The organism is Citrobacter sp. FP75 (assembly GCF_018342065.1).
Taxonomy (GTDB): domain Bacteria; phylum Pseudomonadota; class Gammaproteobacteria; order Enterobacterales; family Enterobacteriaceae; genus Citrobacter.
In genome coordinates, this window is the sequence record NZ_JAFDOE010000002.1 from 78674 (window position 1) to 103575 (window position 24902).

The 24902-nt window shown below is 52.7% G+C and carries 28 protein-coding genes; 16 read left to right on the top strand and 12 right to left on the bottom strand.

Features of this window, described 5'->3' with window-relative positions; all coding sequences use genetic code 11:
- Window positions 1-12 precede the first annotated feature (12 nt).
- From rpoN to JQ822_RS08025, 7 genes are read right to left on the bottom strand one after another with little or no spacing between them, the layout of a single operon-like run.
- On the bottom strand, window positions 13-1446 hold the full coding sequence (rpoN, locus tag JQ822_RS07995; protein WP_213133533.1) for an RNA polymerase factor sigma-54: 1434 nt from the start codon (window positions 1444-1446) through the stop codon (window positions 13-15).
- Between the two features lie 46 nt (window positions 1447-1492).
- Entirely contained in the window at window positions 1493-2218 is a 726-nt protein-coding gene (lptB, locus tag JQ822_RS08000; RefSeq protein WP_040234138.1) for an LPS export ABC transporter ATP-binding protein, read from the bottom strand.
- Between the two features lie 6 nt (window positions 2219-2224).
- A complete protein-coding gene (gene lptA / locus JQ822_RS08005) occupies window positions 2225-2779 on the bottom strand; it encodes a lipopolysaccharide ABC transporter substrate-binding protein LptA (RefSeq protein ID WP_213133040.1) in 555 nt (184 codons plus the stop codon).
- Entirely contained in the window at window positions 2748-3323 is a 576-nt protein-coding gene (gene lptC, locus JQ822_RS08010; protein WP_213133041.1) for an LPS export ABC transporter periplasmic protein LptC, read from the bottom strand. Before lptC ends, lptA begins: the two co-directional genes overlap by 32 nt.
- Window positions 3320-3886: a 3-deoxy-manno-octulosonate-8-phosphatase KdsC gene (gene kdsC / locus JQ822_RS08015; RefSeq protein ID WP_213133042.1), complete on the bottom strand. Its 567-nt coding sequence runs from the start codon at window positions 3884-3886 to the stop codon at window positions 3320-3322. The genes lptC and kdsC overlap by 4 nt, the downstream gene beginning before the upstream one ends.
- 19 nt (window positions 3887-3905) lie before the next feature.
- Window positions 3906-4892: an arabinose-5-phosphate isomerase KdsD gene (kdsD, locus tag JQ822_RS08020; RefSeq protein ID WP_213133043.1), complete on the bottom strand. Its 987-nt coding sequence runs from the start codon at window positions 4890-4892 to the stop codon at window positions 3906-3908.
- A gap of 13 nt (window positions 4893-4905) precedes the next feature.
- Window positions 4906-5883, bottom strand: coding sequence for a calcium/sodium antiporter (locus tag JQ822_RS08025; protein WP_213133044.1), 978 nt, complete (start codon window positions 5881-5883; stop codon window positions 4906-4908).
- Window positions 5884-6098: 215 nt separating this feature from the next.
- Between JQ822_RS08025 and mlaF the strand changes: the two genes are divergently transcribed.
- The 7 genes from mlaF to murA all read left to right on the top strand — a co-directional run bounded on the left by mlaF (window position 6099) and on the right by murA (window position 10948).
- A complete protein-coding gene (gene mlaF / locus JQ822_RS08030; protein WP_213133045.1) occupies window positions 6099-6911 on the top strand; it encodes a phospholipid ABC transporter ATP-binding protein MlaF in 813 nt (270 codons plus the stop codon).
- Between the two features lie 7 nt (window positions 6912-6918).
- Entirely contained in the window at window positions 6919-7701 is a 783-nt protein-coding gene (mlaE, locus tag JQ822_RS08035; RefSeq protein ID WP_045448070.1) for a lipid asymmetry maintenance ABC transporter permease subunit MlaE, read from the top strand.
- 4 nt (window positions 7702-7705) lie between these two features.
- A complete protein-coding gene (gene mlaD / locus JQ822_RS08040) occupies window positions 7706-8263 on the top strand; it encodes an outer membrane lipid asymmetry maintenance protein MlaD (RefSeq protein ID WP_213133046.1) in 558 nt (185 codons plus the stop codon).
- Between the two features lie 18 nt (window positions 8264-8281).
- On the top strand, window positions 8282-8917 hold the full coding sequence (gene mlaC / locus JQ822_RS08045; RefSeq protein WP_213133047.1) for a phospholipid-binding protein MlaC: 636 nt from the start codon (window positions 8282-8284) through the stop codon (window positions 8915-8917).
- Entirely contained in the window at window positions 8917-9210 is a 294-nt protein-coding gene (gene mlaB, locus JQ822_RS08050; RefSeq protein WP_213133048.1) for a lipid asymmetry maintenance protein MlaB, read from the top strand. The genes mlaC and mlaB overlap by 1 nt, the downstream gene beginning before the upstream one ends.
- Window positions 9211-9380: 170 nt before the next feature.
- The gene (ibaG, locus tag JQ822_RS08055) at window positions 9381-9635 is read left to right on the top strand and encodes a BolA family iron metabolism protein IbaG (RefSeq protein ID WP_005121314.1); all 255 of its coding nucleotides are present in this window, start codon (window positions 9381-9383) and stop codon (window positions 9633-9635) included.
- A gap of 53 nt (window positions 9636-9688) precedes the next feature.
- Entirely contained in the window at window positions 9689-10948 is a 1260-nt protein-coding gene (gene murA / locus JQ822_RS08060; protein ID WP_135324168.1) for a UDP-N-acetylglucosamine 1-carboxyvinyltransferase, read from the top strand.
- Between the two features lie 57 nt (window positions 10949-11005).
- On the opposite strand, the gene sfsB is transcribed toward murA, so the two are convergent.
- Window positions 11006-11290 carry a DNA-binding transcriptional regulator SfsB gene (gene sfsB / locus JQ822_RS08065; RefSeq protein ID WP_213133049.1) on the bottom strand — a complete coding sequence of 95 codons (285 nt, stop codon included), beginning with the start codon at window positions 11288-11290 and terminating at the stop codon, window positions 11006-11008.
- Window positions 11291-11526: 236 nt separating this feature from the next.
- Window positions 11527-12498 carry an octaprenyl diphosphate synthase gene (ispB, locus tag JQ822_RS08070; RefSeq protein ID WP_135324170.1) on the bottom strand — a complete coding sequence of 324 codons (972 nt, stop codon included), beginning with the start codon at window positions 12496-12498 and terminating at the stop codon, window positions 11527-11529.
- Between the two features lie 258 nt (window positions 12499-12756).
- Here ispB and rplU point away from each other — a divergent pair, with 258 nt between their 5' ends.
- From rplU to cgtA, 4 genes are all read left to right on the top strand, one after another.
- Window positions 12757-13068, top strand: coding sequence for a 50S ribosomal protein L21 (rplU, locus tag JQ822_RS08075; protein WP_003025032.1), 312 nt, complete (start codon window positions 12757-12759; stop codon window positions 13066-13068).
- 19 nt (window positions 13069-13087) lie between these two features.
- Window positions 13088-13345 carry a 50S ribosomal protein L27 gene (gene rpmA, locus JQ822_RS08080; RefSeq protein ID WP_096755516.1) on the top strand — a complete coding sequence of 86 codons (258 nt, stop codon included), beginning with the start codon at window positions 13088-13090 and terminating at the stop codon, window positions 13343-13345.
- A 127-nt stretch (window positions 13346-13472) separates the two neighbouring features.
- Window positions 13473-14438 (top strand): DMT family transporter, encoded by a 966-nt coding sequence (locus JQ822_RS08085; RefSeq protein ID WP_182270912.1) that lies wholly within the window; start codon window positions 13473-13475, stop codon window positions 14436-14438.
- A 15-nt stretch (window positions 14439-14453) separates the two neighbouring features.
- Window positions 14454-15626 carry an Obg family GTPase CgtA gene (gene cgtA / locus JQ822_RS08090; protein WP_135324172.1) on the top strand — a complete coding sequence of 391 codons (1173 nt, stop codon included), beginning with the start codon at window positions 14454-14456 and terminating at the stop codon, window positions 15624-15626.
- Between the two features lie 91 nt (window positions 15627-15717).
- On the opposite strand, the gene dacB is transcribed toward cgtA, so the two are convergent.
- Window positions 15718-17154 (bottom strand): serine-type D-Ala-D-Ala carboxypeptidase, encoded by a 1437-nt coding sequence (gene dacB / locus JQ822_RS08095; protein WP_213133050.1) that lies wholly within the window; start codon window positions 17152-17154, stop codon window positions 15718-15720.
- Between the two features lie 248 nt (window positions 17155-17402).
- On the opposite strand from dacB, the gene greA reads away from it, so the two are divergent.
- Window positions 17403-17879 (top strand): transcription elongation factor GreA, encoded by a 477-nt coding sequence (gene greA, locus JQ822_RS08100; RefSeq protein ID WP_096755520.1) that lies wholly within the window; start codon window positions 17403-17405, stop codon window positions 17877-17879.
- Window positions 17880-18034: 155 nt separating this feature from the next.
- Here greA and yhbY read toward each other — a convergent pair whose 3' ends face one another.
- The gene (gene yhbY, locus JQ822_RS08105) at window positions 18035-18328 is read right to left on the bottom strand and encodes a ribosome assembly RNA-binding protein YhbY (RefSeq protein WP_003025016.1); all 294 of its coding nucleotides are present in this window, start codon (window positions 18326-18328) and stop codon (window positions 18035-18037) included.
- Window positions 18329-18453: 125 nt separating this feature from the next.
- Here yhbY and rlmE point away from each other — a divergent pair, with 125 nt between their 5' ends.
- From rlmE to glmM, 4 genes are all read left to right on the top strand, one after another.
- A complete protein-coding gene (rlmE, locus tag JQ822_RS08110; protein WP_004106110.1) occupies window positions 18454-19083 on the top strand; it encodes a 23S rRNA (uridine(2552)-2'-O)-methyltransferase RlmE in 630 nt (209 codons plus the stop codon).
- Between the two features lie 99 nt (window positions 19084-19182).
- Window positions 19183-21114 carry an ATP-dependent zinc metalloprotease FtsH gene (ftsH, locus tag JQ822_RS08115; protein ID WP_135324174.1) on the top strand — a complete coding sequence of 644 codons (1932 nt, stop codon included), beginning with the start codon at window positions 19183-19185 and terminating at the stop codon, window positions 21112-21114.
- 98 nt (window positions 21115-21212) lie between these two features.
- A complete protein-coding gene (gene folP / locus JQ822_RS08120) occupies window positions 21213-22061 on the top strand; it encodes a dihydropteroate synthase (RefSeq protein ID WP_213133051.1) in 849 nt (282 codons plus the stop codon).
- Window positions 22054-23391, top strand: coding sequence for a phosphoglucosamine mutase (gene glmM, locus JQ822_RS08125; RefSeq protein ID WP_213133052.1), 1338 nt, complete (start codon window positions 22054-22056; stop codon window positions 23389-23391). Before folP ends, glmM begins: the two co-directional genes overlap by 8 nt.
- Before the next feature lie 43 nt (window positions 23392-23434).
- On the opposite strand, the gene dcuC is transcribed toward glmM, so the two are convergent.
- Entirely contained in the window at window positions 23435-24901 is a 1467-nt protein-coding gene (gene dcuC, locus JQ822_RS08130; protein ID WP_213133053.1) for a C4-dicarboxylate transporter DcuC, read from the bottom strand.
- Between the last annotated feature and the right edge of the window lies 1 nt (window position 24902).

Sequence of the window (24902 nt, forward strand, 5' to 3'; positions counted from 1 at the left end):
TTATCGGTTGGGTCAGACCAGCTGTTTGCGCTGGTTAGACGGCGGAATGGATAAAGACTCTCGGTACTTCGCAACGGTGCGGCGCGCCACCATGATACCCTGTTCTGACAGCATAGAGGTTAACTTGCTGTCACTCAGCGGTTTCGCAGGGTTCTCCGCAGCAATTAATTTCTTCACCAGTGCGCGTATCGCTGTGGATGAGGCTTCGCCTCCGCCTTCAGTGCTGACGTGACTGGAAAAGAAATACTTGAGTTCAAAAATGCCGCGTGGACTGTGCAGATACTTTTGCGTGGTCACTCGGGAAATGGTCGATTCGTGCATCTCGACGGCCTGGGCGATATCCGCCAGCACCATCGGTTTCATAAATTCTTCGCCTTGCTCAAAGAAGGCCTGCTGCTGCTCAACGATACAGCGACTGACGCGCAACAGCGTGTCGTTGCGGCTTTCCAGACTTTTAATCAGCCACTTTGCATCCTGTAAATTTGTACGAATAAACTGGCTGTCGGCATCGTTGCGCGCCCCATTGCACATGGCGGCATAGTGCTGATTAATCTGTAAACGCGGAATGCTGTCACTGTTCAGTTCGACGACCCAACGATCGTTATGCTTGCGCACCAGCACATCCGGGATCACGTATTCCGGCTCGCCGGTTTGGATCGACTGTCCGGGTCTTGGATCCAGAGACTGGATCAGATTGACGGCTTCTTTCAGTACATCTTCTTTGAGTCGGGTCACGCGCATCAGCGAGCGGAAATCGTGATTAGCTAACAGATCGAGATGATCGCTGATGATAAGTCTGGCTTCTGCAAGCCACGGGGTGGCCTGGTCAAACTGCGACAATTGGATCAGTAAGCAATCGCGGAGATCTTTTGCCGCCACGCCAACAGGATCAAAACGCTGAACGCGTTTAAGCACGGCTTCGATTTCATCCATCCCGATGTCGTCATCGCCCATGCTTTCGAGAATGTCGTCCAGAGAAACGGTGAGATACCCGGTTTCATCAACCGCATCAACAATTGACGTGGCAATGGCGCGATCGGTATCAGAGAACGGGGTCAATCCCACTTGCCACATCAGGTAATCCTGCAGTGACTGCGTGGTCTCACCCTGATACACAGGCAGTTCGTCGTCGATGTAATCCCCGCTGGTACCGGACGGTGTGCCCGCGGTGTAAATCTCATCCCAACTGGCATCCAGCGGCAACTCTTCCGGCATCTCTTTTTGTTCGAGCGCATCTGCGGTGTCGAGGGAATCGCTGTCCTGTTTTTCTTGGGTATCTATTTCTTCGTGAAGATCGGTTTGCTCGAGCAGTGGGTTACTTTCCAGCGCTTGCTGAAGTTCTTGCTGAAGTTCCAGCGTGGACAACTGCAACAGACGGATAGCCTGTTGTAGCTGCGGCGTCATCGCCAGTTGTTGGCTGAGCCTGAGTTGCAAACCTTGCTTCATGTTCAGAGTGGTTTTCTCCTGCGGTAACGTGACGTCTTCTACCCTATCAGAGTCTGAAGTCTTCCCCAAGGTATACGCGCTTAACGTGCTCGTCTTGCAGTATTTCTGTTGGCGTACCGTGTGCTATCAGGTGTCCCTGACTCACGATGTAAGCTCGCTCACAGACCGCCAGCGTTTCGCGAACGTTGTGGTCGGTAATCAGCACGCCCAGCCCGCTGTCGCGCAGGTGTTCAATGATGCGTTTGATATCAATAACGGAGATGGGGTCAACGCCCGCAAACGGTTCATCCAGCAGGATAAACTTCGGGTTTGCAGCCAGCGCGCGGGCGATTTCCACACGGCGTCGTTCACCCCCTGACAGTGATTGCCCCAGGCTGTCGCGCAGGTGTTCGATATGGAACTCTTCCATCAGTTCGTTGGCGCGATCTTCGCGCTGCTCGCTGGAGAGATCGTCTCGAATTTGCAGTACTGCCATCAGGTTATCAAACACGCTCAGACGACGAAAAATAGAGGCTTCCTGCGGCAGGTAGCCGATGCCGCGACGGGCGCGAGCATGCAGCGGCAGCAGGCTGATGTCTTCGTCATCGATGATGATGTTGCCCGCATCGCGCGGCACAATGCCCACCACCATGTAAAAGGTTGTTGTTTTGCCCGCACCGTTCGGGCCGAGCAGACCGACGATCTCCCCGGAGTTGACGGTCAGACTGACGTCTTCCACCACACGGCGGCCTTTATAGGCTTTTGCAAGGTTCTTTGCAGTTAATGTTGCCATAACGAATCAGTTACCTTTTTTCTCTGCCGGAGCCTTGGTTTTGTTTTTATCCTGCAACTGTGACGGCACCAGAACGGTGGTGACGCGTTTGCCTTTATCACTGAAGGCCTGCATTTTCTGCTCTTTTACCAGATAGGTAATTTTGTCGCCGGTGATGTTGCTGTCTACCTGTTCCAGATAGGCTTTACCGGTCAGTACGACGAAATCTTTTGCCAGTTCATAGTGCATCTGTAAGGCATGGCCGTTAACGGGTTTACCATTATCCTGCATCTGGTAAAACGTTGCCGGATTGCCATAACCGTCGATCACTTCTTTACCGTCTTCGCCGCCTGGACGGGTCACGACGACTTTATCGGCGTTAATTTTGATGGTGCCCTGCGTCACGATAACATTACCGGTAAACGTCACCACGTTGCCCTGCATATCCAGGGACTGCTGGTCCGATTCAATGTGAATCGGCTGCTCGGTATCGCCGGTGACGGCAAATGCCGGAATGCTGGCGGCCAGAAGTGTGCTGGCAAGCACAAGGTTAAGGCTGAGTTTGTTTGTTTTGGATTTCATATGAGGTTCTAACCTTTTCAATCAGCTCGGCGTTCTTGCTGCGTAAATTGCCGCGCATCTTCAGTCCGCTGGAGTTAAATGTTGTTCCATACAACGTGACCAGATCGTTTGAGGTAACATCTTGCGTCACCAGGTTAATCTGCGCGTTATCGGTCGTAATTCTGCGTAGTTGAGAGTCGGGCACCAGGGCGTTGACTTCAACATGGCCATACAGATACAGCATCCGATCCTCAGTCAATTTGGCTTTATCAGCCTTGATCGACCAGGTCGGGACTTTATCCTTATCAAACGTGGTTAATACCGGTTGAGTAAACCACGAAACAGCCTGATCTGAATAATATTCAACGTGTTGAGCGATTAGTCGATAGCTCAGGGCGCCTTCCGGGCTATACACGACGGTGTCGGTATGCTCGCTCTTGTAGGTCGGTTCGTTGTTATTCACCACCACCTGAGCGGTGTCGTCTTTGTCTGCAAGGTTAATACCGATCAGCACAAGGACAGCCAGCGACAGTAGAATGATAACCCAACGTCTGGTTTTGCTCATATCGATTGACCTTTGGCCTCGTCCAGTTTGCCCTGCGCCAGGAGTAATAAATCGCAGACTTCACGTACCGCGCCGCGACCTCCATCAATGCGTGTGACATAGTCGGCTCGCGGGATCAACAGCGGATGGGCATCCGCCACCGCCACGCTTAATCCTACTTTCGCCATCACCGGCCAGTCGATCAGATCGTCGCCGACGTACGCTACATGTTCCGGTGCGATCGTCAGTTTGCTGAGTAGATCGCTAAAGGCGACCAGTTTGTCCGACTGTCCCTGGTAGAGATGGGTGATTCCCAACGTGGCACAGCGATCTTCTACAAGTTTAGCCTTTCGTCCGGTAATAATAGCAACCTCGATACCGGAAGTGAGCGCACAACGAATACCGTAGCCATCACGGACGTTAAACGCCTTTAGCTCTTCACCGTTATTGCCCATATAAATCAGACCGTCAGACAGTACGCCATCCACATCCAGGATCAGCAGACGAATATTCTCTGCCCGGGTGATGACTTCAGCGCTGACGGGTCCATAACAGGTCGCAAGCGACGCACCTGCGTTACTCATTTTCTTTATCCTTGAGTTTCTACACTACACCTGCACGCAGCAGATCATGCATATGTAACACACCCAGTAAACGGTCGCCATCAGCAACCATCACCGAGGTAATATGGCGGGACTGCATTAAATTCAGGGCATCTACGGCAAGAATGCCCGGACGTACGCGAATGCCTCCGGGGGTCATTACATCGGCAATCCCTAGCTGGCGTACGTCGACGCCCATATCAAAGACGCGGCGTAAGTCGCCATCCGTGAAGATACCGTCGATCTTCATGGTGTCATCGCAAATGACGGTCATGCCAAGATTTTTACGCGTGATCTCAAGTAAGGCATCGCGCAGGCTGGCGTTTTTATTCACATGCGGGATCTCGTCACCCGTATGCATAATATCGTTAACGCGCAGCAAAAGCTTACGACCCAGTGCTCCACCGGGGTGAGACAACGCAAAATCTTCTGCGGTGAAGCCACGGGCCTTCAATAACGCTACGGCGAGCGCATCGCCCATCACCAGCGTCGCGGTTGTGCTGCTGGTCGGTGCCAGACCTAATGGGCAAGCTTCCTTGGGTACTTTAACACACAGATGCACATCTGCTGCACGCGCCATGCTGCTTTCCGGACGCCCGGTCATGCAGATAAGCGGTACGTGAAGGCGTTTGAGCACCGGGATTAATGCGGCGATCTCATTGGATTCCCCGGAGTTGGAAATGGCGATCACCACGTCCTGCGGCGACACCATGCCCAGATCGCCATGCGCAGCTTCGCCAGGATGTACGAAAAAGGACGGAGTACCGGTACTGGCAAAGGTCGCGGCCATTTTGCGGCCAATATGCCCGGATTTCCCCATTCCCATCACCACAACTTTACCCGTGCAGTTGAAAATTTTCTCACAGGCGAGAGTAAAGTTCTGGTCGATGTACTGATCAAGCTCCGCCAGGCCTTCACGTTCAATTGCCAGGACTTCTTTGCCTGCTTGCTGAAAGTCAAAACCCGGTTGCAACTCTAAGTGCGACATAATGCGTTTCCAGTTATCCAACGAGAAGTGGCGATAACCAATACAGCATCGCCAGCCATATGATAAAACCGCCAGTCAACAGCGCACCCGCACCGCGACCAATCTGGCGCGGACGTCGCCAGCAGAGTAATGCAAAAATAACGCTCACCAGCAGCATGATGCTGTAGTCACGGACGAAGGCCATCGGATTGACCTCGCCTGGTGTAATTAGTGCGGGCAGCCCGAGAACGATAACAATATTAAAAATGTTGGCGCCAATGATGTTGCCGACAGCAATGTCGTTTTCACCCTTACGCAAGCCCGCAATGGCCGTTGCCAGCTCAGGCAGGCTGGTGCCAATGGCCACCACTGTTAGTCCGATGGTGAGCTCGCTCATGGCAAAGTAATTCGCCAGCACGGTGGCGTTATCCACCACCATCCGCGTTGCCATCGGCATAATAATCAGCGCAATCCCCAGCCACAAAAAGGCGACGGGTAATCCCCCTTCGCGCGGCAGCTCTGCCACCTGCTCGCGGGTCAGGCTGTCATTGCCTTGCCGTTCAGCCAGTCGCGCGATTTTAACAATGAATAGCAGCCATAGCACGGCCAGAAGCAGAAGAAAGAACCCATCGCTGCGGCTCAGCTGCCCGTCGTACAGCACGGATGCAGCCAGAATACTGACCAGCAACATTAGCGGTAATTCGCGACGCAGAACATCAGAATGCACGGTAAAAGGGTGAATGAGCGCTGACAGACCTAAAATCAGCAGAATATTGGTGATGTTCGAACCGATGGCGGTGCCGACGGCTAAATCGAGCTGTCCGTTCATTGATGCAGCAACGGAGACAATTATCTCGGGTAACGATGTACCAATGCTGACCACGGTCATCCCTATAATAATAGGGGGAATGCCGAAGGTACGGCATAAAATGGATGCGGCAAATACCAGACGGTCGGCACCGTAGACCACCAGAAGTAAACCAATTATTAACAGCGCCGTCGCTAAAAGCATCTAAAGTCCTTTCTTCAGGTATACTCGCCGGTCCACGTGAAGGATCTTCTGGAAGCCGTTACGAAGTCTTAATTTTGACTTTATGCGGCTAAAAAGTAAAACAAATGCCAGCTTTCGCTAACCAGAGCGGGTAATAATCTGTAAATATGTTGGGTTCAGGGCTAAATTGAGCGCCAAACTCTTCGATCAACAAGGCAATAGTAAAGGATGAAGCAATGGGTCAGTCTGTGGCGAATCTAGTCGATATGCACGATGTCAGCTTTTCCCGAGGCGACCGCTGCATTTTTGATAATATTTCCCTGACGGTGCCGCGTGGCAAGATAACGGCGATCATGGGGCCATCAGGCATCGGCAAAACGACGCTGTTGCGTCTGATCGGCGGACAAATTCCCCCGGATAAGGGCGAGATCCTGTTTGATGGCGAGAACGTCCCGTCTATGTCTCGTTCACGTTTGTACACCGTGCGTAAGCGTATGAGTATGCTGTTCCAGTCAGGCGCATTGTTTACCGACATGAACGTGTTTGACAACGTCGCCTATCCGCTACGCGAGCATACGACGCTACCTGCGCCGTTGCTAAAAAGCACGGTGATGATGAAGCTGGAAGCCGTTGGCCTGCGCGGTGCGGCAAAATTAATGCCTTCTGAATTATCCGGCGGAATGGCGCGACGTGCCGCGCTCGCGCGAGCCATTGCGCTGGAGCCAGACCTGATTATGTTTGATGAACCGTTTGTCGGACAGGATCCCATCACCATGGGCGTGCTGGTGAAGCTAATATCAGAACTGAACAGCACGCTGGGCGTCACCTGCGTGGTGGTCTCTCACGATGTGCCTGAGGTACTGAGTATTGCGGATTACGCCTATATTATGGCGGACAAAAAAATTGTGGCCTACGGCAGTGCTCAGGCGCTGCAGGAAAATGCCGATCCGCGCGTGCGCCAGTTCCTGGATGGTATTGCCGACGGGCCGGTTCCGTTCCGCTACCCGGCGGGCGATTACCACTCCGATTTACTCAAAACAGGGAGTTAAGCCACCCATGTTGTTAAATGCGCTGGCATCACTCGGACATCGAGGGATAAAAACCCTCAGGACGTTCGGGCGTGCCGGATTAATGTTGTTCAATGCGGTAGTCGGCAAGCCGGAGTTTCGCAAACATGCGCCGCTGCTGATCCGCCAGCTCTATAATGTTGGTGTCCTGTCGATGCTGATTATTATCGTCTCTGGCGTGTTCATCGGTATGGTGTTGGGATTGCAGGGATACCTGGTTCTGACGACCTACAGTGCGGAAACGAGTCTTGGTATGCTGGTAGCGCTTTCGCTGCTGCGTGAACTGGGACCGGTTGTGGCGGCGCTGCTGTTCGCCGGGCGAGCCGGATCGGCTTTAACCGCAGAAATTGGCCTGATGCGGGCAACCGAACAGCTTTCCAGCATGGAAATGATGGCGGTCGATCCCCTGCGTCGGGTGATCTCCCCGCGTTTTTGGGCGGGCGTGATTTCACTGCCGCTGCTGACGATTATTTTTGTTGCAGTAGGTATCTGGGGCGGTTCGCTGGTTGGCGTAAGCTGGAAGGGTATTGATGCAGGCTTCTTCTGGTCTGCCATGCAAAATGCCGTCGACTGGCGTCTGGACCTGGTCAACTGTTTGATTAAGAGCGTGGTGTTTGCCATTACGGTCACATGGATTGCATTGTTCAATGGTTATGATGCGATCCCGACCTCTGCCGGGATTAGCCGGGCAACGACACGCACCGTTGTGCACGCCTCTCTTGCCGTTCTGGGGCTGGATTTTGTGCTGACCGCACTGATGTTTGGGAATTGAGTTCATGCAAACGAAAAAAAATGAAATTTGGGTCGGGTTATTTCTGTTGGTTGCGCTGCTGGCGGGGTTGTTCGTCTGCCTGAAAGCAGCCAACGTCACCTCTATGCGCACTGAGCCGACCTACACGATTTATGCGACCTTTGATAACATCGGCGGCCTGAGAGAACGCTCTCCGGTGCGGATTGGCGGGGTGGTCGTAGGGCGCGTAGCGGACATTTCTCTGGATCCGAAATCGTACCTGCCGCGCGTGACGCTGGAGATTGAATCGCGTTTTAATCAGATCCCTGACACCAGTTCACTGAGTATTCGTACCTCTGGTCTGCTGGGCGAGCAATATCTGGCATTGAACGTAGGTTTTGAAGATCCTGAACTGGGAACCGCTATTCTTAAAGATGGTGATACGATCCAGGACACCAAATCGGCGATGGTGCTGGAAGATATGATTGGTCAGTTCCTTTACAACAGCAACAGTAAAGGCGATGACAATAAGAATTCTGGCGATGCGCCGGCTGCAGCGCAGGGTAATAATGACGCCACTACGCCTGCGGGCGCGACGAAATAATCTCAGGAGAATCGACATATGTTTAAACGATTGATGATGGTGGCTATGCTGGTCATTGCTCCACTTAGCGCAGCAACGGCCGCGGATCAGACCAACCCTTACAAACAGATGGACGAGGCGGCGCAGAAAACCTTCGATCGTCTGAAGAATGAACAGCCGAAAATCCGTTCCAACCCGGATTACCTGCGTAATATCGTCGATCAGGAACTGCTGCCGTACGTTCAGGTGAAATATGCCGGCGCGCTGGTGCTGGGCCGTTACTACAAAGACGCGACGCCTGCACAACGTGACGCGTATTTTGCTGCGTTTCGTGAGTACCTGAAGCAGGCTTACGGCCAGGCGCTGGCGATGTATCACGGCCAGACCTATCAGATTGCCCCGGAGCAACCGCTGGGTGATGCGACCATCGTGCCGATCCGCGTCACCATCATCGATCCGAACGGCCGTCCTCCGGTACGTCTGGATTTCCAGTGGCGTAAAAACTCCCAGACCGGTCACTGGCAGGCGTATGACATGATTGCCGAAGGCGTCAGCATGATCACCACCAAACAAAATGAGTGGAGCGACCTGCTGCGTACCAAAGGTATTGATGGCCTGACGGCACAGCTGAAGTCTATTTCTCAACAGAAAATCACGCTGGAAGAGAAAAAATAATGACGCAGTCACTCACCTGGGTGCGTGAAGGTGACAAGCTCTCGCTGGTGGGAGAACTGGATCAGGACGTGTTAAACCCACTATGGGATGCGCGCGTTGAGGCGATGAAAGGGATATCCTGCATCGATCTGAGCCAGGTTTCCCGGGTCGATACCGGTGGCCTGGCGCTGCTGGTTCACCTGGTTGACCAGGGCAAGCAGCAGGGGAATCACGTTTTGCTCACCGGCGTTAACGATAAGGTTTACACGTTGGCAAAGCTTTACAATTTGCCCGATGACGTCCTTCCGCGTTAATTTTTGTAGGCCGGATAAGACCTTGTGCCGCCATCTGGCAAAACCCCTGAGGCGGTAGCAACCACCAAAGCCTTGTCTGATTTATCGGCGAGGCTTTTTGCTTATTTATGACAGCGCCACTTTGCTCTAAGATGTTGGGCTGTTTTCACTATCTGACGAATGAAGAGCCCATGGAAAATAATGAAATTCAGAGCGTGCTGATGAACGCACTCTCCCTCCAGGAAGTCCACGTCTCTGGCGATGGCAGTCACTTTCAGGTTATTGCCGTGGGTGAGATGTTTGACGGCATGAGCCGGGTCAAGAAGCAGCAATCGGTCTATGGCCCATTGATGGAGTACATTGCGGATAACCGCATTCATGCCGTGTCGATCAAAGCGTTTACCCCAGCGGAATGGGCGCGCGATCGCAAACTTAACGGTTTTTGAGCTACGGGTGATACGCCGGTAGCGAATATGAATTCTTAACAGAGAACAGAATAATGGATAAGTTTCGTGTACAGGGGCCGACTAAGCTCCAGGGCGAAGTCACAATTTCAGGCGCTAAAAATGCCGCACTGCCGATCCTGTTTGCGGCGCTGCTGGCTGAAGAACCAGTAGAAATCCAAAACGTCCCGAAACTGAAGGACGTTGATACCTCGATGAAGCTGCTGAGCCAGTTGGGCGCAAAGGTTGAGCGTAACGGTTCCGTGCACATTGACGCGCGTGATGTAAACGTCTTTTGTGCTCCGTATGACTTGGTGAAAACCATGCGTGCATCCATTTGGGCGCTGGGTCCGTTGGTGGCTCGCTTTGGTCAAGGCCAGGTGTCACTGCCGGGCGGCTGCACGATTGGTGCGCGTCCGGTTGACCTGCACATTACCGGTCTCGAGCAGTTAGGTGCGACCATCAAGCTGGAAGAAGGCTATGTGAAGGCGTCCGTTGATGGTCGTCTGAAAGGCGCACACATCGTGATGGATAAAGTGAGCGTTGGCGCAACGGTGACTATCATGTGTGCGGCAACGCTTGCCGAAGGCACCACCATCATCGAAAACGCCGCGCGTGAGCCGGAAATCGTTGATACCGCTAACTTCCTGATTGCACTGGGTGCGAAGATTACCGGTCAGGGCACCGATCGTATCACCATTGAGGGTGTTGAGCGCCTCGGTGGCGGCGTATACCGTGTTCTGCCAGACCGTATTGAAACCGGGACCTTCCTGGTGGCTGCGGCGATTTCTCGCGGCAAAATTATCTGCCGTAATGCGCAACCGGATACGCTGGATGCCGTTCTGGCGAAGCTGCGTGATGCGGGTGCGGATATCGAAGTCGGTGCAGACTGGATTAGCCTCGACATGCATGGCAAACGTCCGAAAGCGGTCAATGTGCGCACTGCGCCGCATCCGGCGTTCCCAACCGATATGCAGGCCCAGTTCACGCTGTTGAACCTGGTGGCAGAAGGCACCGGCTTCATTACTGAAACCGTGTTTGAAAACCGCTTTATGCACGTGCCTGAACTGAGTCGCATGGGCGCTCATGCAGAAATCGAAAGCAACACCGTAATTTGTCACGGCGTGGAAACGCTCTCCGGTGCGCAGGTTATGGCAACGGATCTGCGTGCGTCAGCAAGCCTGGTATTGGCAGGGTGTATTGCAGAAGGCACTACGGTGGTTGACCGTATTTATCACATCGATCGCGGCTATGAGCGCATCGAAGATAAGCTGCGCGCGCTGGGCGCAAACATCGAGCGCGTGAAAGGCGAGTAATCGCCAGCGTCTCTTGTGACCCTCAGGTTTTTACTCTGGGGGTCACTGTCCAGCTCTTTACTCGAGAGGCGTTTTTTCTTTACGCGTCCTCATCATCCGCGTTCTGTCGATAAATTCATGCGTTTTTGCATCGTGATACCGCGATGGCCAAATCACCCAGGGTTCCGTTCCCAGCGCCTTCGCGATAATCAGTTCTCCTTTTGGCCATGGTCGGGTTAACGCATTTGCCAGCGTTGATGAACTCAATCCATTTCTACGCGACTCCGCCGCCATTGAGGTTCCTTTCTTGCGCAGTCCTGCGATGATGTCAGCCGGATGCCAGTCAATGAGTTTGCTTTCCATACATCCCTTTCTCCTTTGGTTCACCACTTACGGTTTAACAATTAGCCAGTAGTGGCACTATACCTTCAGGAGAACCAATGTTCTAAAATGTTCATGTAAAGAGTTTGAATATTCAGAATATATCAAGGTTATTAGCGGAATTTGACAATGTGAGTGTTTTTACTGGAGCTTATTGGAGCGTGAAAATCCCGTGCAGTGCACGGGATGATGTTATGCAAGGAAAAGCGAGGAAAGGATTAACGGTCGCGCTGTACGGCGATATGCGCCAGACCAATCAGCGCTTCTCTCCATGGCGTATCAGGCAGCACCTGCAGCGCAGCGATGGCCTTGTCGGCCTCTTCTTCTGCACGCTGGCGGGTCCACTCCAGCGAACCACTGGCGTTCATCGCTTCCAGAACCGGCTCCAGAAGGTGGCGTCCGTTTCCTTGCTCAATAGCCTGACGAATCATTTGCGTCTGTTCTGGGGTGCCGTGACGCATCGCATGCAGCAGCGGTAGCGTGGGTTTCCCTTCGTTGAGATCGTCACCAACGTTCTTACCTAGCTGCTCGCCGTCTGCGCTGTAATCCAGCAAATCGTCAATTAGCTGGAAAGCGGTACCGAGATAGCGGCCATAATCCTGTAAACCCTTTTCCTGTTCTTCGCTGCACCCGGCAAGAATGCCAGAACACTGAGCCGCGGCTTCAAACAGGCGCGCCGTCTTGCTATAGATGACGCGCATGTAGTTTTCTTCGGTGATGTCCGGGTCGTTGACGTTCATCAATTGCAGAACTTCACCTTCAGCAATGACGTTGACCGCTTTGGACATAACTTCCAGCACTTTCAGTGAACCGAGGCTGGTCATCATCTGAAAGGCGCGGGTATAGATAAAATCGCCAACCAGTACGCTGGCCGCATTACCAAACGCCGCATTTGCCGTTGCTTTACCGCGGCGCATGTCGGATTCATCCACCACATCGTCATGAAGTAGGGTTGCGGTGTGGATAAACTCGATTAGGGCCGCGATCGTGACGTGGGCGTTTTCCTGATAGCCAACGGCGCGAGCAGCGAGCACAGCGATCATCGGGCGAATACGTTTTCCGCCGCCGCTAATGATGTAGTACCCCAACTGGTTGATCAGCTGGACGTCGGAATTAAGCTGTTCAAGGATTGTCGCATTGACACCCGCCATATCTTGCGCGGTTAACTCATTGATTTTTTCTAAATTCATCGCAAAAGCCGGGCTTCTCGCCCCGATTACCTCACAGTATGGCAAGGTAACTACGGGTTTAGGGTTAGAAATATATGCTGATTGTACTGAAAAAACGTCACAGATAAACGTTACCATACACGTTGTGTTTTTTTTCTGCATGTATTGACGGTAGCACTTGTCAAAGGCTCGCGTTTTGCGTAATATTCGCGCCCTATTGTGAATATTTATAGCGCACTCTGAATCATCAAAAAGGTGTGCGCGGAAGCGGAGTTTTTTATGTACGCGGTTTTCCAAAGTGGTGGTAAACAACACCGAGTAAGCGAAGGTCAGACCGTTCGCCTGGAAAAGCTGGACATCGCAACTGGCGAATCTGTTGAATTCGCTGAAGTTCTGATGATCGCAAACGGTGAAGAAGTCAAAATCGGCGTTCCTTTCGTTGATGGCGGCGTTATCAAAGCTGAAGTCGTTGCTCACGGTCGTGGCGAGAAAGTTAAAATTGTTAAGTTTCGTCGTCGTAAACACTACCGTAAGCAGCAGGGCCATCGTCAGTGGTTCACTGATGTGAAAATCACTGGCATCAGCGCTTAAGTTAAGAGGAGCAGATTAAATGGCACATAAAAAGGCTGGCGGCTCGACTCGTAACGGTCGCGATTCAGAAGCTAAACGTCTGGGCGTAAAACGCTTTGGCGGCGAAACAGTTCTGGCAGGTAGCATCATCGTTCGTCAACGTGGTACTCAGTTCCACGCTGGCTCTAACGTAGGCTGCGGCAAAGACCACACTCTGTTTGCTAAAGCAGACGGTAAAGTGAAATTCGAAGTGAAAGGCCCGAAAAACCGTCGTTTTATCAGCATTGTTGCTGAATAAGTTTTTCGCGTCCCGGTAACGGATGAAAGCCCCGCAACGTGTTGCGGGGCTTTTTACATTCGACGGCCGGTAAATACGCTCGTCGCGCCGTGACAACCCGGAAACGAGCCCTTGCAGGGAATACGGCATGAAGCAGCAGGCAGGTATTGGTATTCTTTTGGCGCTGACAACGGCAGTTTGTTGGGGCGCTTTACCAATAGCGATGAAGCAAGTGCTGGAGGTGATGGAGCCTCCTACCGTAGTGTTCTACCGTTTTTTAATGGCAAGCATTGGCCTTGGGGCGATTCTTGCGGTTAAAAAGAAGCTCCCGCCATTGCGTATTTTTCGTAAAGCGCGTTGGTTGGTACTGCTGGCTATTGCCACCGGTGGGCTGTTCGGTAACTTCATTCTGTTTAGTTCATCTTTGCAATATTTGAGCCCAACGGCTTCGCAGGTTATCGGTCAACTGTCACCGGTTGGTATGATGGTCGCCAGCGTCTTTATCCTGAAGGAAAAGATGCGCGGTACGCAGGTTATTGGTGCCATTATGCTGCTGAGCGGGCTGGTGATGTTTTTTAATACCAGTCTGATCGAGATTTTTACCAAACTGACCGATTACACCTGGGGTGTGATCTTTGGTGTCGGTGCGGCAACGGTCTGGGTGAGCTATGGGGTCGCGCAAAAGGTGTTATTGCGTCGCCTGGCATCACAGCAGATCCTGTTTTTACTGTACACTTTATGTACGCTCGCGTTGTTGCCGCTGGCTAAACCCGGTGTGATAACGCAACTCAGCGACTGGCAGCTGGCATGTCTGATATTCTGCGGCCTGAATACGCTGGTAGGATACGGTGCGCTTGCGGAAGCAATGGCGCGCTGGCAGGCGGCACAGGTGAGCGCCATTATTACGCTCACGCCGCTGTTTACGTTGTTATTTTCAGATTTATTATCACTGGCCTGGCCCGATTTCTTCGCCAGACCGATGCTAAACCTTTTAGGTTATCTCGGTGCGTTTATCGTGGTTGCGGGCGCGATGTATTCCGCCATTGGTCATCGTATTTGGGGCGGTTTACGTAAGCATGAAACGGTGGTTTCGCAACCCCGCTCAGGCGAATGATTTACGGAGAGTAAAATGAAGTTTGTTGATGAAGCATCGATTCTGGTCGTTGCAGGTGATGGCGGTAATGGTTGCGTCAGCTTCCGCCGCGAAAAGTACATCCCAAGAGGCGGTCCGGACGGCGGTGATGGTGGTGATGGTGGTGACGTCTGGCTGGAAGCCGACGAAAACCTGAACACGCTGATCGATTACCGCTTTGAAAAATCGTTCCGTGCGGAACGTGGTCAGAATGGCGCGAGCCGTGATTGCACCGGTAAGCGTGGTAAAGACGTTACGATCAAAGTGCCTGTCGGTACGCGTGTGATCGATCAGGGTACGGGCGAAACCATGGGTGACATGACCAAACACGGTCAGCGTCTGATGGTCGCTAAAGGTGGCTGGCACGGTCTGGGTAACACCCGTTTCAAATCCTCGGTCAACCGTACCCCACGTCAGAAAACGATGGGTACACCGGGCGATAAGCGCGATCTGATGCTGGAGCTGATGCTGCTGGCAGACGTGGGTATGCTGGGCATGCCAAACGCCGGTAAATCAACCTTTATCCGCGCGGTATCCGCAGCGAAACCAAAAGTCGCTGATTATCCGTTTACCACTCTGGTGCCGAGTCTGGGCGTTGTGCGTATGGACAACGAAAAGAGCTTTGTGGTTGCTGATATCCCAGGTCTGATCGAAGGCGCTGCGGAAGGCGCGGGTCTGGGGATCCGATTCCTGAAGCACCTGGAGCGTTGCCGCGTTCTGCTGCACCTCATCGATATCGACCCGATTGATGGTTCCGATCCGGTAGAAAACGCCCGTATCATTATTGGCGAGCTGGAAAAATACAGTCAGGATCTGGCGTCCAAGCCGCGTTGGTTAGTGTTCAACAAAATTGATTTGATGGACAAAGACGAAGCGGAAGAAAAAGCGAAAGCCATCGCCGAGGCGTTGGGCTGGGAAGGTAAGTATTACCTGATTTCTGCCGCCAGCCAGCTGGGCGTGAAAGATCTTTGCTGGGATGTGATGACGTTTATCATCGAGAACCCAATTGTTCAGGCTGAAGAAGCGAAGCAGCCGGAGAAAGTGGAGTTCATGTGGGACGATTATCACCGTCAGCAGCTCGCTGAAGTCGAAGACGAAGCGGAAGATGACTGGGATGACGATTGGGACGAAGACGACGAAGAAGGCGTTGAGTTCATCTACAAGCGTTAATCTCAATAAAAAACCCCGGTCATGCCGGGGTTTTTGTTTCCAGGTCTCTGTAGGCCGGATAAGGCATCAGCCGCATCCGGTGATCTACCAGCTAGTTATTCTGATAAATATCTTTGTACAATCGGCTTTCAAAGCGCACCAGAGGAATACGGCGGTTACGTTGATCTGCAGGCTCTACCGCATAGCCAGACAGATACTGTACAAACGCCATTCGTTGCCCGCTTGCAGTGGTGATGAAGCCAGCAAGGTTATAAACCCCCTGTAACGAGCCAGTCTTTGCGGAGACTTTACCATCCACGCCAGCCTGATGCAGACCTGCACGGTATTGCAGAGAGCCGTCATGGCCTGCCAGCGGCAGCATCGTAATAAAGTTCAGCTCATTGTCATGCTGCGCGATGTATTGCAGCACCTGCATCATGGTCGCTGGGGCAATCAGGTTATGACGAGAGAGGCCGGAGCCGTCGGCAATAATAGTGTTGCCGATATCTACGCCCGCTTGCTGGCGCAAAATCTGGCGCACGGCATCAGAACCTGCCCGCCAGGTGCCAGGCACGTTAAAACGCGCATGACCAATCATGCGGAAGACGGTATCGGCAATCATGTTGTCCGATTTTTTCAGCATAATCTTAAGCAGGTCATGCAGCGGTGCTGACTGCTTGCTGGCAACCACGGTTCCCGGTTCGTTGACCTGCGTCTGACGCAGCAGCGTACCGCTGTAGGTGATACCCGCTTGTTTCAGCTCATCTTTAATAATCGCCCCGGCATAGCTGGCGCCATCCTGAATGGCAAACGCCAGCGGTAGCGGTTCGGCGCGCTGGGGCAGACAGCCGGTTAACGTGAAGCGGTTTAAATCGCCAGGAACCACATCCAGTTCACAATATTGCGCCTCCGCAGAACCGCGCGCGAGGGTGCGAACCTGGCTGAACATCGTTACCGGGTAGTATGATGCCACGCGAATAAAGGCAAGATCGCCCGGTTTTTGCGCACTGTAAAGCGATACCGAGAAGCAGTTACGATCGACAATCGCAGCCGCAGGCGGTGCGCTAAAACACTGCGTCATGTCGTTCCAGGGCCAGCCAGGCGCTTTATCATGGCTGGCAAAAATGGAGGTGTCGATGAGCACGTTTCCGGCAATTTGCGTCACGCCGGATTTTTTCAGGGTTGCCACCATATTGCGAATATCCTGACGTTTTAGCGTCGGATCGGCACCAAATCGCGCGACTAAGTCACCGTTTAATACTCCGCCCTCCACGCTGCCTTTGGTCTCTAGCGTGGTAGTAAAACGAAAGTCAGGCCCGAGCTGAATCAAGGCCGCCAGGGCAGTAATGACTTTCTGGGTACTGGCGGGTAGGGCCATTTGTTGGCTATGGTAATCAATAGCAGGCGTCGGGGCCCCAACCTTCTGTACCATAAGGGCGAGGTTGGCCCCGGCAGGGAGCTGGTTGATGTATTCGTCAACATTCGCAGCCTGAACGCTGAACGCCGCAATACTGGCAGTCAATCCAATGGTAAATCTGGGAAATCGCATAATCTCGCGCTAACAACCTGGAAACAGGCCGTCATACTACGGCGCAACGCCCCAAAAAGTAAACGATGACCCATACGGAACTCCAGGGTAAAATGATCATCAAATAGAGAATTGTAGCTGACCTGGGTCCTTGGGCCCCGGGTCGGTATTTTTTTGCTTCTGACTCTGGCATGGCGTTTGCCAGGGTGGGCTTAGCAGCCGGGGCGAGGACAACCGCCCCCTACAGGAATGTTCAAGAGGTATAACGAATGCAAGCTATCCCGATGACCTTACGTGGTGCTGAAAAACTGCGCGAAGAGCTGGATTTTCTAAAATCTGTGCGCCGTCCTGAAATCATTGCCGCGATCGCCGATGCGCGTGAGCACGGTGACCTGAAAGAAAACGCGGAGTACCATGCAGCCCGTGAACAGCAGGGTTTCTGCGAAGGTCGCATTAAAGATATCGAAGCGAAACTGTCTAACGCGCAGGTTATCGACGTCACTAAAATGCCGAATAATGGCCGCGTCGTTTTCGGTGCAACGGTTACCGTTCTGAATCTCGATAACGATGAAGAGCAGACCTGGCGCATTGTGGGCGATGACGAAGCCGATTTTAAACAGAACCTGATTTCTGTGAACTCGCCTATTGCCCGTGGCCTGATTGGCAAAGAGCAGGATGACGTGGTGGTTATTAAAACGCCCGGCGGTGAAGTGGAATATGAAGTCGTGAAGGTAGAATACCTATAAGAATTACCCAATACTCAATATGTTGATGTATTGTAAAGAAAGGAAAAAGGCCGCATAGCGGCCTTTTATCAACGAAGAGAGCGTGGCATTTTGCTCTCCTGCTAGCGGAAATTCCCGCGTTTTACACAAACTGCGTGTTCAACTTTAGGATATTCTTAGCGTGGCAGCGAGATTTTACGTTCTTTAGTCGGGCGATACAGTACCAGCGTTTTGCCGATGACCTGTACGTTACAGGCGCCGGTTTCGCGTACGATAGCTTCCACGATCAAGGTTTTGGTATCGCGATCTTCCGAGGCGATTTTCACCTTGATAAGTTCATGGTGCTCTAGCGCTTGTTCAATCTCGGCCAGTACCCCTTCGGTCAAACCATTATTGCCAAGCATGACTACAGGCTTGAGCGGATGTGCCAGACCTTTCAGGTGCTGTTTTTGTTTAGTACTCAGATTCATCGTATATTTTTGCTTAGGTTGGGATTGAAAACGGGTCATTCTACCGCCATCTCCCATATATCACCAAATAGCAGTGTAGAAATTTACACCATTGGTTACGATGAACTGCCCGATGGGAAAGTAAAATGACAGGTAAAAAGCGTTCTGCCAGCTCAAGCCGCTGGCTTCAGGAACACTTTAGCGATAAATATGTTCAACAGGCGCAGAAAAAGGGGTTACGTTCCCGTGCCTGGTTTAAACTTGATGAAATACAGCAAAGTGACAAAATTTTTAAACCGGGGATGACGATAGTTGACCTCGGCGCTGCACCCGGTGGCTGGTCGCAATATGCGGTTACGCAGATCGGAAACAGCGGCCGCATTATCGCTTGCGATCTTTTACCTATGGATCCAATCGTTGGTGTGGACTTCCTTCAGGGCGACTTTCGTGATGAATTAGTCCTGAAAGCGTTACTTGAGCGCGTAGGTGACAGTAAAGTACAAGTTGTCATGTCTGATATGGCACCAAATATGTGTGGAACACCGGCGGTGGATATTCCCCGGGCCATGTATTTGGTAGAGCTGGCGCTTGGAATGGCTCGTGATGTATTAGCGCCAGGTGGTAGTTTTGTAGTGAAGGTGTTCCAGGGCGAAGGCTTCGATGAGTATCTAAGAGAGATTCGCTCCCTGTTTACGAAGGTCAAAGTTCGTAAGCCGGACTCTTCTCGCGCCCGTTCGCGTGAAGTGTACATTGTAGCGACCGGGCGTAAACCATAACCGGCAGATTTCAAACGAAAGTTTGAAAGACGCTGGATATAGAGTATCCTGACGCTGTTTTTAACACAGTTGTAATATGAGGTTAATCCCTTGAGTGACATGGCGAAAAACCTAATACTCTGGCTGGTCATTGCCGTTGTGCTGATGTCAGTATTCCAGAGCTTTGGGCCCAGCGAGTCTAATGGCCGTAAGGTTGATTACTCTACCTTCCTGCAAGAGGTCAATCAGGACCAGGTTCGTGAAGCGCGTATCAACGGACGTGAGATTAACGTTACCAAGAAAGATAGTAACCGTTACACGACCTACATCCCGGTTAACGATCCGAAGCTGCTTGATAACCTGCTGACCAAAAACGTCAAGGTTGTTGGCGAGCCGCCTGAAGAGCCGAGCCTGCTGGCTTCTATCTTCATTTCCTGGTTCCCAATGCTGCTGCTGATTGGTGTCTGGATCTTCTTCATGCGTCAGATGCAGGGCGGGGGTGGCAAAGGCGCCATGTCGTTCGGTAAGAGTAAAGCGCGCATGCTGACAGAAGATCAGATCAAAACCACCTTTGCTGACGTTGCAGGTTGTGACGAAGCGAAAGAAGAGGTGGCTGAACTGGTTGAGTACCTGCGCGAACCAAGCCGTTTCCAGAAACTGGGCGGTAAGATCCCGAAAGGCGTTCTGATGGTCGGCCCTCCGGGTACCGGTAAAACCCTGTTGGCAAAAGCCATTGCGGGTGAAGCGAAGGTTCCATTCTTCACAATTTCCGGTTCTGACTTCGTGGAAATGTTCGTCGGTGTGGGTGCATCTCGTGTGCGTGACATGTTCGAACAGGCCAAGAAAGCAGCACCATGCATCATCTTCATCGATGAAATCGACGCCGTCGGCCGCCAACGTGGCGCTGGTCTGGGTGGTGGTCATGATGAACGTGAGCAGACGCTGAACCAGATGCTGGTTGAGATGGACGGCTTCGAAGGTAACGAAGGCATTATCGTTATCGCGGCAACTAACCGTCCGGACGTACTTGACCCTGCGCTGTTGCGTCCAGGCCGTTTTGACCGTCAGGTTGTGGTTGGTCTGCCGGACGTTCGCGGTCGTGAACAGATTCTGAAAGTCCATATGCGTCGCGTACCGTTGTCTCCGGATATTGATGCGGCAATCATTGCCCGCGGTACGCCTGGCTTCTCCGGTGCAGATCTCGCGAACCTGGTGAACGAAGCGGCGCTGTTTGCTGCACGTGGCAACAAGCGCGTTGTGTCGATGGTTGAGTTCGAGAAAGCGAAAGACAAAATTATGATGGGTGCGGAACGTCGCTCCATGGTGATGACGGAAGCGCAGAAAGAATCCACCGCGTACCACGAAGCAGGCCACGCGATTATCGGTCGCCTGGTACCGGAACACGATCCGGTGCACAAAGTGACGATTATTCCACGCGGTCGTGCGCTGGGTGTGACCTTCTTCCTGCCTGAAGGCGACGCGATCAGCGCCAGCCGTCAGAAACTGGAAAGTCAGATCTCTACGCTGTACGGCGGTCGTCTGGCCGAAGAGATTATCTACGGTGTTGAACATGTTTCTACCGGTGCGTCGAACGACATTAAAGTCGCGACTAACCTGGCGCGTAACATGGTGACGCAGTGGGGCTTCTCTGAAAAGCTGGGTCCGTTGCTGTACGCAGAAGAAGAAGGCGAAGTGTTCCTCGGTCGTTCTGTTGCTAAAGCAAAACATATGTCCGACGAAACCGCGCGCATTATCGATCAGGAAGTTAAATTGCTGATTGAACGTAACTACGAACGTGCTCGTCGTCTTCTGAACGATAACCTGGACATTCTGCACTCGATGAAAGATGCGCTCATGAAATATGAGACCATCGATGCACCGCAGATCGACGATCTGATGGCTCGCCGCGATGTGCGCCCGCCAGCAGGTTGGGAAGAGTCCGGTACGTCTAACAACTCTGGCAACAATGGCACCCCAAGTGCGCCGCGTCCGGTTGATGAACCGACCTCGCCGAATCCGGGTAACATGTCAGAGCAGTTAGGTGACAAATAAGTTATCGTTGCTGATGACCGTGTTTTAATTGAAAACCCTGGGGCTTGCTCCGGGGTTTTTCTTATCTGTTCATTAAAGATTTTACCAGGGATAACACTATGAAACTCTTTGCTCAGGGTTCTTCGCTGGATCTCAGCCATCCCCACGTCATGGGAATTTTAAACGTTACGCCGGATTCTTTTTCTGATGGCGGTGCGCACAACACCCTGGTTGAGGCGGTGAAACACGCAAATCTGATGATTAACGCCGGGGCGACTATCATTGATGTGGGTGGAGAGTCCACGCGGCCGGGGGCGGCAGATGTTAGCGTGGAAGAAGAGCTGGAACGCGTGATCCCGGTAGTTGAGGCCATTGCCCAACGCTTTGAAGTGTGGATCTCGGTGGATACCTCAAAACCGGAAGTGATTCGTGAATGTGCCCGAGTCGGCGCGCATATTATTAATGATATTCGCTCCCTGACAGAGCCAGGTGCACTGGAAGCTGCGGCGGAAACCGGATTACCCGTTTGCCTGATGCATATGCAGGGGCAGCCGAAGACCATGCAGGAAGCGCCAAAGTACGAGGATGTTTTTGCTGAGGTAAATCGCTACTTTGTTGAGCAAATTGCACGTTGTGAACAGGCTGGGATCGCAAAAGATAAATTGTTGCTCGACCCGGGGTTCGGTTTCGGTAAAAATCTCACCCATAACTACACATTACTGGCACGCCTGGCGGAGTTTCATCATTTTAATCTGCCGCTGCTGGTTGGGATGTCACGAAAATCAATGATTGGTCAGTTACTGAACGTGGGGCCATCTGAACGCCTGAGCGGTAGTCTTGCATGTGCGGTGATTGCCGCCATGCAGGGTGCGCAGATTATTCGTGTCCATGACGTCAAAGAAACCGTAGAAGCGATGCGTGTGGTGGAAGCCACATTGTCTGCAAAGGAAAATAAACGCTATGAGTAATCGTAAATATTTTGGCACTGACGGGATCCGTGGTCGCGTAGGCGACGCCCCAATTACGCCTGACTTTGTGCTCAAGCTGGGTTGGGCTGCCGGAAAAGTGCTGGCACGTCATGGTTCACGTAAAATTATTATCGGCAAAGATACACGTATTTCTGGCTATATGCTGGAGTCCGCGCTGGAAGCCGGTCTGGCCGCAGCGGGTCTGTCTGCCTCTTTCACCGGTCCAATGCCAACTCCCGCAGTTGCGTACCTGACGCGCGCTTTCCGTGCTGAAGCCGGGATTGTCATCTCCGCCTCGCATAACCCGTTTTATGACAACGGGATTAAATTCTTCTCCATCGACGGAACTAAACTCCCTGACTCCGTTGAAGAAGCCATTGAAGCTGAGATGGAAAAGCCGCTCACCTGTGTGGACTCCGCTGAACTGGGTAAAGCCACACGTATTGTTGATGCTGCCGGTCGCTATATCGAGTTTTGCAAAGGCACGTTCCCGAACGAGCTGAGCCTGAACGAACTAAAAATCGTGGTGGATTGCGCGAACGGTGCGACGTATCACATTGCACCAAATGTCCTGCGTGAGCTGGGTGCAAACGTGGTTGCGATCGGCTGTGAGCCCAATGGCGTTAACATCAATGAAGAAGTCGGTGCCACTGATGTTCGTGCCCTGCAGGCGCGCGTGATTGCGGAAAAAGCCGATCTGGGTATTGCGCTGGACGGCGATGGCGACCGCGTGATCATGGTTGACCACGAAGGTAACAAGGTTGATGGCGATCAGATCATGTACATCATCGCCCGTGAAGCGCTACGTCAGGGACAGCTGCGCGGTGGCGCGGTAGGTACGTTGATGAGCAACATGGGTCTGGAGCTGGCGCTAAAACAGCTTGGTATTCCATTTGCCCGTGCGAAAGTCGGTGACCGCTACGTGCTGGAAAAAATGCAGGAGAAAGGCTGGCGCATCGGTGCTGAAAACTCAGGGCACGTGATCCTGCTGGATAAAACCACCACCGGTGACGGTATCGTGGCGGGTCTGCAGGTGCTGGCGGCAATGGTACGTAACCATATGAGTTTGCATGACCTGTGCAGCGGTATGAAAATGTTCCCGCAGTTGCTGGTTAATGTACGTTATACCGCAGGTAGCAGCGATCCGCTGGAACATGAAAACGTAAAAGCGGTGATGGCAGAGGTCGAAGCGACGTTGGGTAACCGCGGTCGCGTTCTGCTGCGTAAGTCAGGCACCGAGCCGTTAATCCGTGTGATGGTTGAAGGTGAAGATGAAGCGCAGGTCACTGAACTCGCTCACCGTATTGCGGATGCGGTGAAAGCCGTTTAAGCCTGAAAACATGAATGCCGGAGCCTGAGACTCCGGCTTTTTTTTATCCTACTGAAAGTGCCTGTTTGCGTCGATGCTGCCAGAAATAGGCCCCGGCCATTATCAGCACAAGACCTGCCAACCAGGGCAGAACCGCCAGCAAATGTCCTGAACGTGCAAACGTCAGCGCAATCATCAGCAACCACCCTCCCAGCATCGGAATCGCGGTACGTTTGACAATGTCTACCGGCGATACGCCTGCGATCCCGGCAATGGCAATGATCACGCCAGCAATGGGCGATAATGTCCGACCAATACCCGCCGATATCTGAATAGGCAGCATCATCACGGCGATATCGCTACCGATATGACGGCTGATGTCCGGTACCATCGGGGCGAAGGAGAAGAACGCGGCATTCCCTGACCCCATCAGCGCGGAAATCGCAAAGGTGATAAGCGTCATCAGCAGGATTATCGAGGCGGCGCTGAGACCAAATTCACCGGACAGCGACAGCAGCGCGTCGACCGCGCCGATCGCTTTCAACCCGGCAGAAAAAACTTCACCGGCGATAATCAGCGTCACGACGGTGGCAAACACGCTGCCCATGCTGTCGAACACTTTTTGCACGCCAGCCATGACGTCGCGCGCCTTGCGATGGCGGCAATACTCAAAAACCAGAGTAATGGCAAGACTTATCAGAACGGCGGTATCCAGCGTAATTTTGAGCGAGCTAAACAGTAAATCACTGCATAGCAGCATCAATACCAACGGTAGCATCGGCAGAAACAGCCAGGCGACCGGGGCGTTGGTTTCTTCGCCGGCCGTTAACGTCTGCATCTGTTGGGGTTCATTATCACCACTTTCCCGGCGATCGAAAAAGCGTTGTACGACAATATGGAGCAGGGCAATGAAGAGAATGACCGGCACGACGATGGGCAACTGATCCTGAACAAAGTAGTTCACCACCTCGATACCCGCCGTTTTGGCGGCAAGCACCGAGTTACCGGAGCCGGGCCCAAACTCAACCGCGCAGGTACTGGCGATAACGGCGGCGACGGCAGCGCGGCTGCAGCCCAGGCGAGTGAGCAGGGGATAAAGCGTTGCCATCAGCAACAAGCCCAATCCCGTGGCGCTGCTGATAAACAGCGACAGAAATTGCCCCAGCAGCAATGCCAGCCCCAGCAGGAGATAAGGGGAGTTCAGACGCTGTAATGGACGCGAAGTCACCCGCACCAGCACCTGGCTTGCGCCAATGGCTGACATATAGGTAGCAAAGCCGCCTATCAGCATAATTTGCAGTCCAAGACCACCAAGGCGCACGCTCAGGGTATCGCGGATAAACTCAAACGCATCAAAGGGGCCAAATCCGGTGCTTTTCTTCACCAGGCTACTGAGCGTGGTCATCCCGCTAAAATGGGCGATGAGCAGGAGTGCAATCCCGGTCAGTAGCAGCACAGACTGAGGGTGATACTTTTTCAGGATCAAACGCCCGGCAAAGATAATGGCGGTTAGCGCCAGTAGTAATGACATT

Coding starts and splice junctions, on each gene's coding strand:
- ibaG (WP_005121314.1), top strand. CDS start 9,381: ATGGAAAATAATGAAATTCAGAGCGTGCTGATGAACGCACTCTCCCTC.
- mlaB (WP_213133048.1), top strand. CDS start 8,917: ATGACGCAGTCACTCACCTGGGTGCGTGAAGGTGACAAGCTCTCGCTG.
- mlaF (WP_213133045.1), top strand. CDS start 6,099: ATGGGTCAGTCTGTGGCGAATCTAGTCGATATGCACGATGTCAGCTTT.
- lptC (WP_213133041.1), bottom strand. CDS start 3,323: ATGAGCAAAACCAGACGTTGGGTTATCATTCTACTGTCGCTGGCTGTC.
- mlaE (WP_045448070.1), top strand. CDS start 6,919: ATGTTGTTAAATGCGCTGGCATCACTCGGACATCGAGGGATAAAAACC.
- kdsD (WP_213133043.1), bottom strand. CDS start 4,892: ATGTCGCACTTAGAGTTGCAACCGGGTTTTGACTTTCAGCAAGCAGGC.
- lptA (WP_213133040.1), bottom strand. CDS start 2,779: ATGAAATCCAAAACAAACAAACTCAGCCTTAACCTTGTGCTTGCCAGC.
- JQ822_RS08025 (WP_213133044.1), bottom strand. CDS start 5,883: ATGCTTTTAGCGACGGCGCTGTTAATAATTGGTTTACTTCTGGTGGTC.
- JQ822_RS08085 (WP_182270912.1), top strand. CDS start 13,473: ATGAAGCAGCAGGCAGGTATTGGTATTCTTTTGGCGCTGACAACGGCA.
- sfsB (WP_213133049.1), bottom strand. CDS start 11,290: ATGGAAAGCAAACTCATTGACTGGCATCCGGCTGACATCATCGCAGGA.
- ispB (WP_135324170.1), bottom strand. CDS start 12,498: ATGAATTTAGAAAAAATCAATGAGTTAACCGCGCAAGATATGGCGGGT.
- rpoN (WP_213133533.1), bottom strand. CDS start 1,446: ATGAAGCAAGGTTTGCAACTCAGGCTCAGCCAACAACTGGCGATGACG.
- cgtA (WP_135324172.1), top strand. CDS start 14,454: ATGAAGTTTGTTGATGAAGCATCGATTCTGGTCGTTGCAGGTGATGGC.
- greA (WP_096755520.1), top strand. CDS start 17,403: ATGCAAGCTATCCCGATGACCTTACGTGGTGCTGAAAAACTGCGCGAA.
- ftsH (WP_135324174.1), top strand. CDS start 19,183: ATGGCGAAAAACCTAATACTCTGGCTGGTCATTGCCGTTGTGCTGATG.
- mlaD (WP_213133046.1), top strand. CDS start 7,706: ATGCAAACGAAAAAAAATGAAATTTGGGTCGGGTTATTTCTGTTGGTT.
- folP (WP_213133051.1), top strand. CDS start 21,213: ATGAAACTCTTTGCTCAGGGTTCTTCGCTGGATCTCAGCCATCCCCAC.
- dacB (WP_213133050.1), bottom strand. CDS start 17,154: ATGCGATTTCCCAGATTTACCATTGGATTGACTGCCAGTATTGCGGCG.
- yhbY (WP_003025016.1), bottom strand. CDS start 18,328: ATGAATCTGAGTACTAAACAAAAACAGCACCTGAAAGGTCTGGCACAT.
- mlaC (WP_213133047.1), top strand. CDS start 8,282: ATGTTTAAACGATTGATGATGGTGGCTATGCTGGTCATTGCTCCACTT.
- dcuC (WP_213133053.1), bottom strand. CDS start 24,901: ATGTCATTACTACTGGCGCTAACCGCCATTATCTTTGCCGGGCGTTTG.
- rlmE (WP_004106110.1), top strand. CDS start 18,454: ATGACAGGTAAAAAGCGTTCTGCCAGCTCAAGCCGCTGGCTTCAGGAA.
- kdsC (WP_213133042.1), bottom strand. CDS start 3,886: ATGAGTAACGCAGGTGCGTCGCTTGCGACCTGTTATGGACCCGTCAGC.
- murA (WP_135324168.1), top strand. CDS start 9,689: ATGGATAAGTTTCGTGTACAGGGGCCGACTAAGCTCCAGGGCGAAGTC.
- rpmA (WP_096755516.1), top strand. CDS start 13,088: ATGGCACATAAAAAGGCTGGCGGCTCGACTCGTAACGGTCGCGATTCA.
- lptB (WP_040234138.1), bottom strand. CDS start 2,218: ATGGCAACATTAACTGCAAAGAACCTTGCAAAAGCCTATAAAGGCCGC.
- glmM (WP_213133052.1), top strand. CDS start 22,054: ATGAGTAATCGTAAATATTTTGGCACTGACGGGATCCGTGGTCGCGTA.
- rplU (WP_003025032.1), top strand. CDS start 12,757: ATGTACGCGGTTTTCCAAAGTGGTGGTAAACAACACCGAGTAAGCGAA.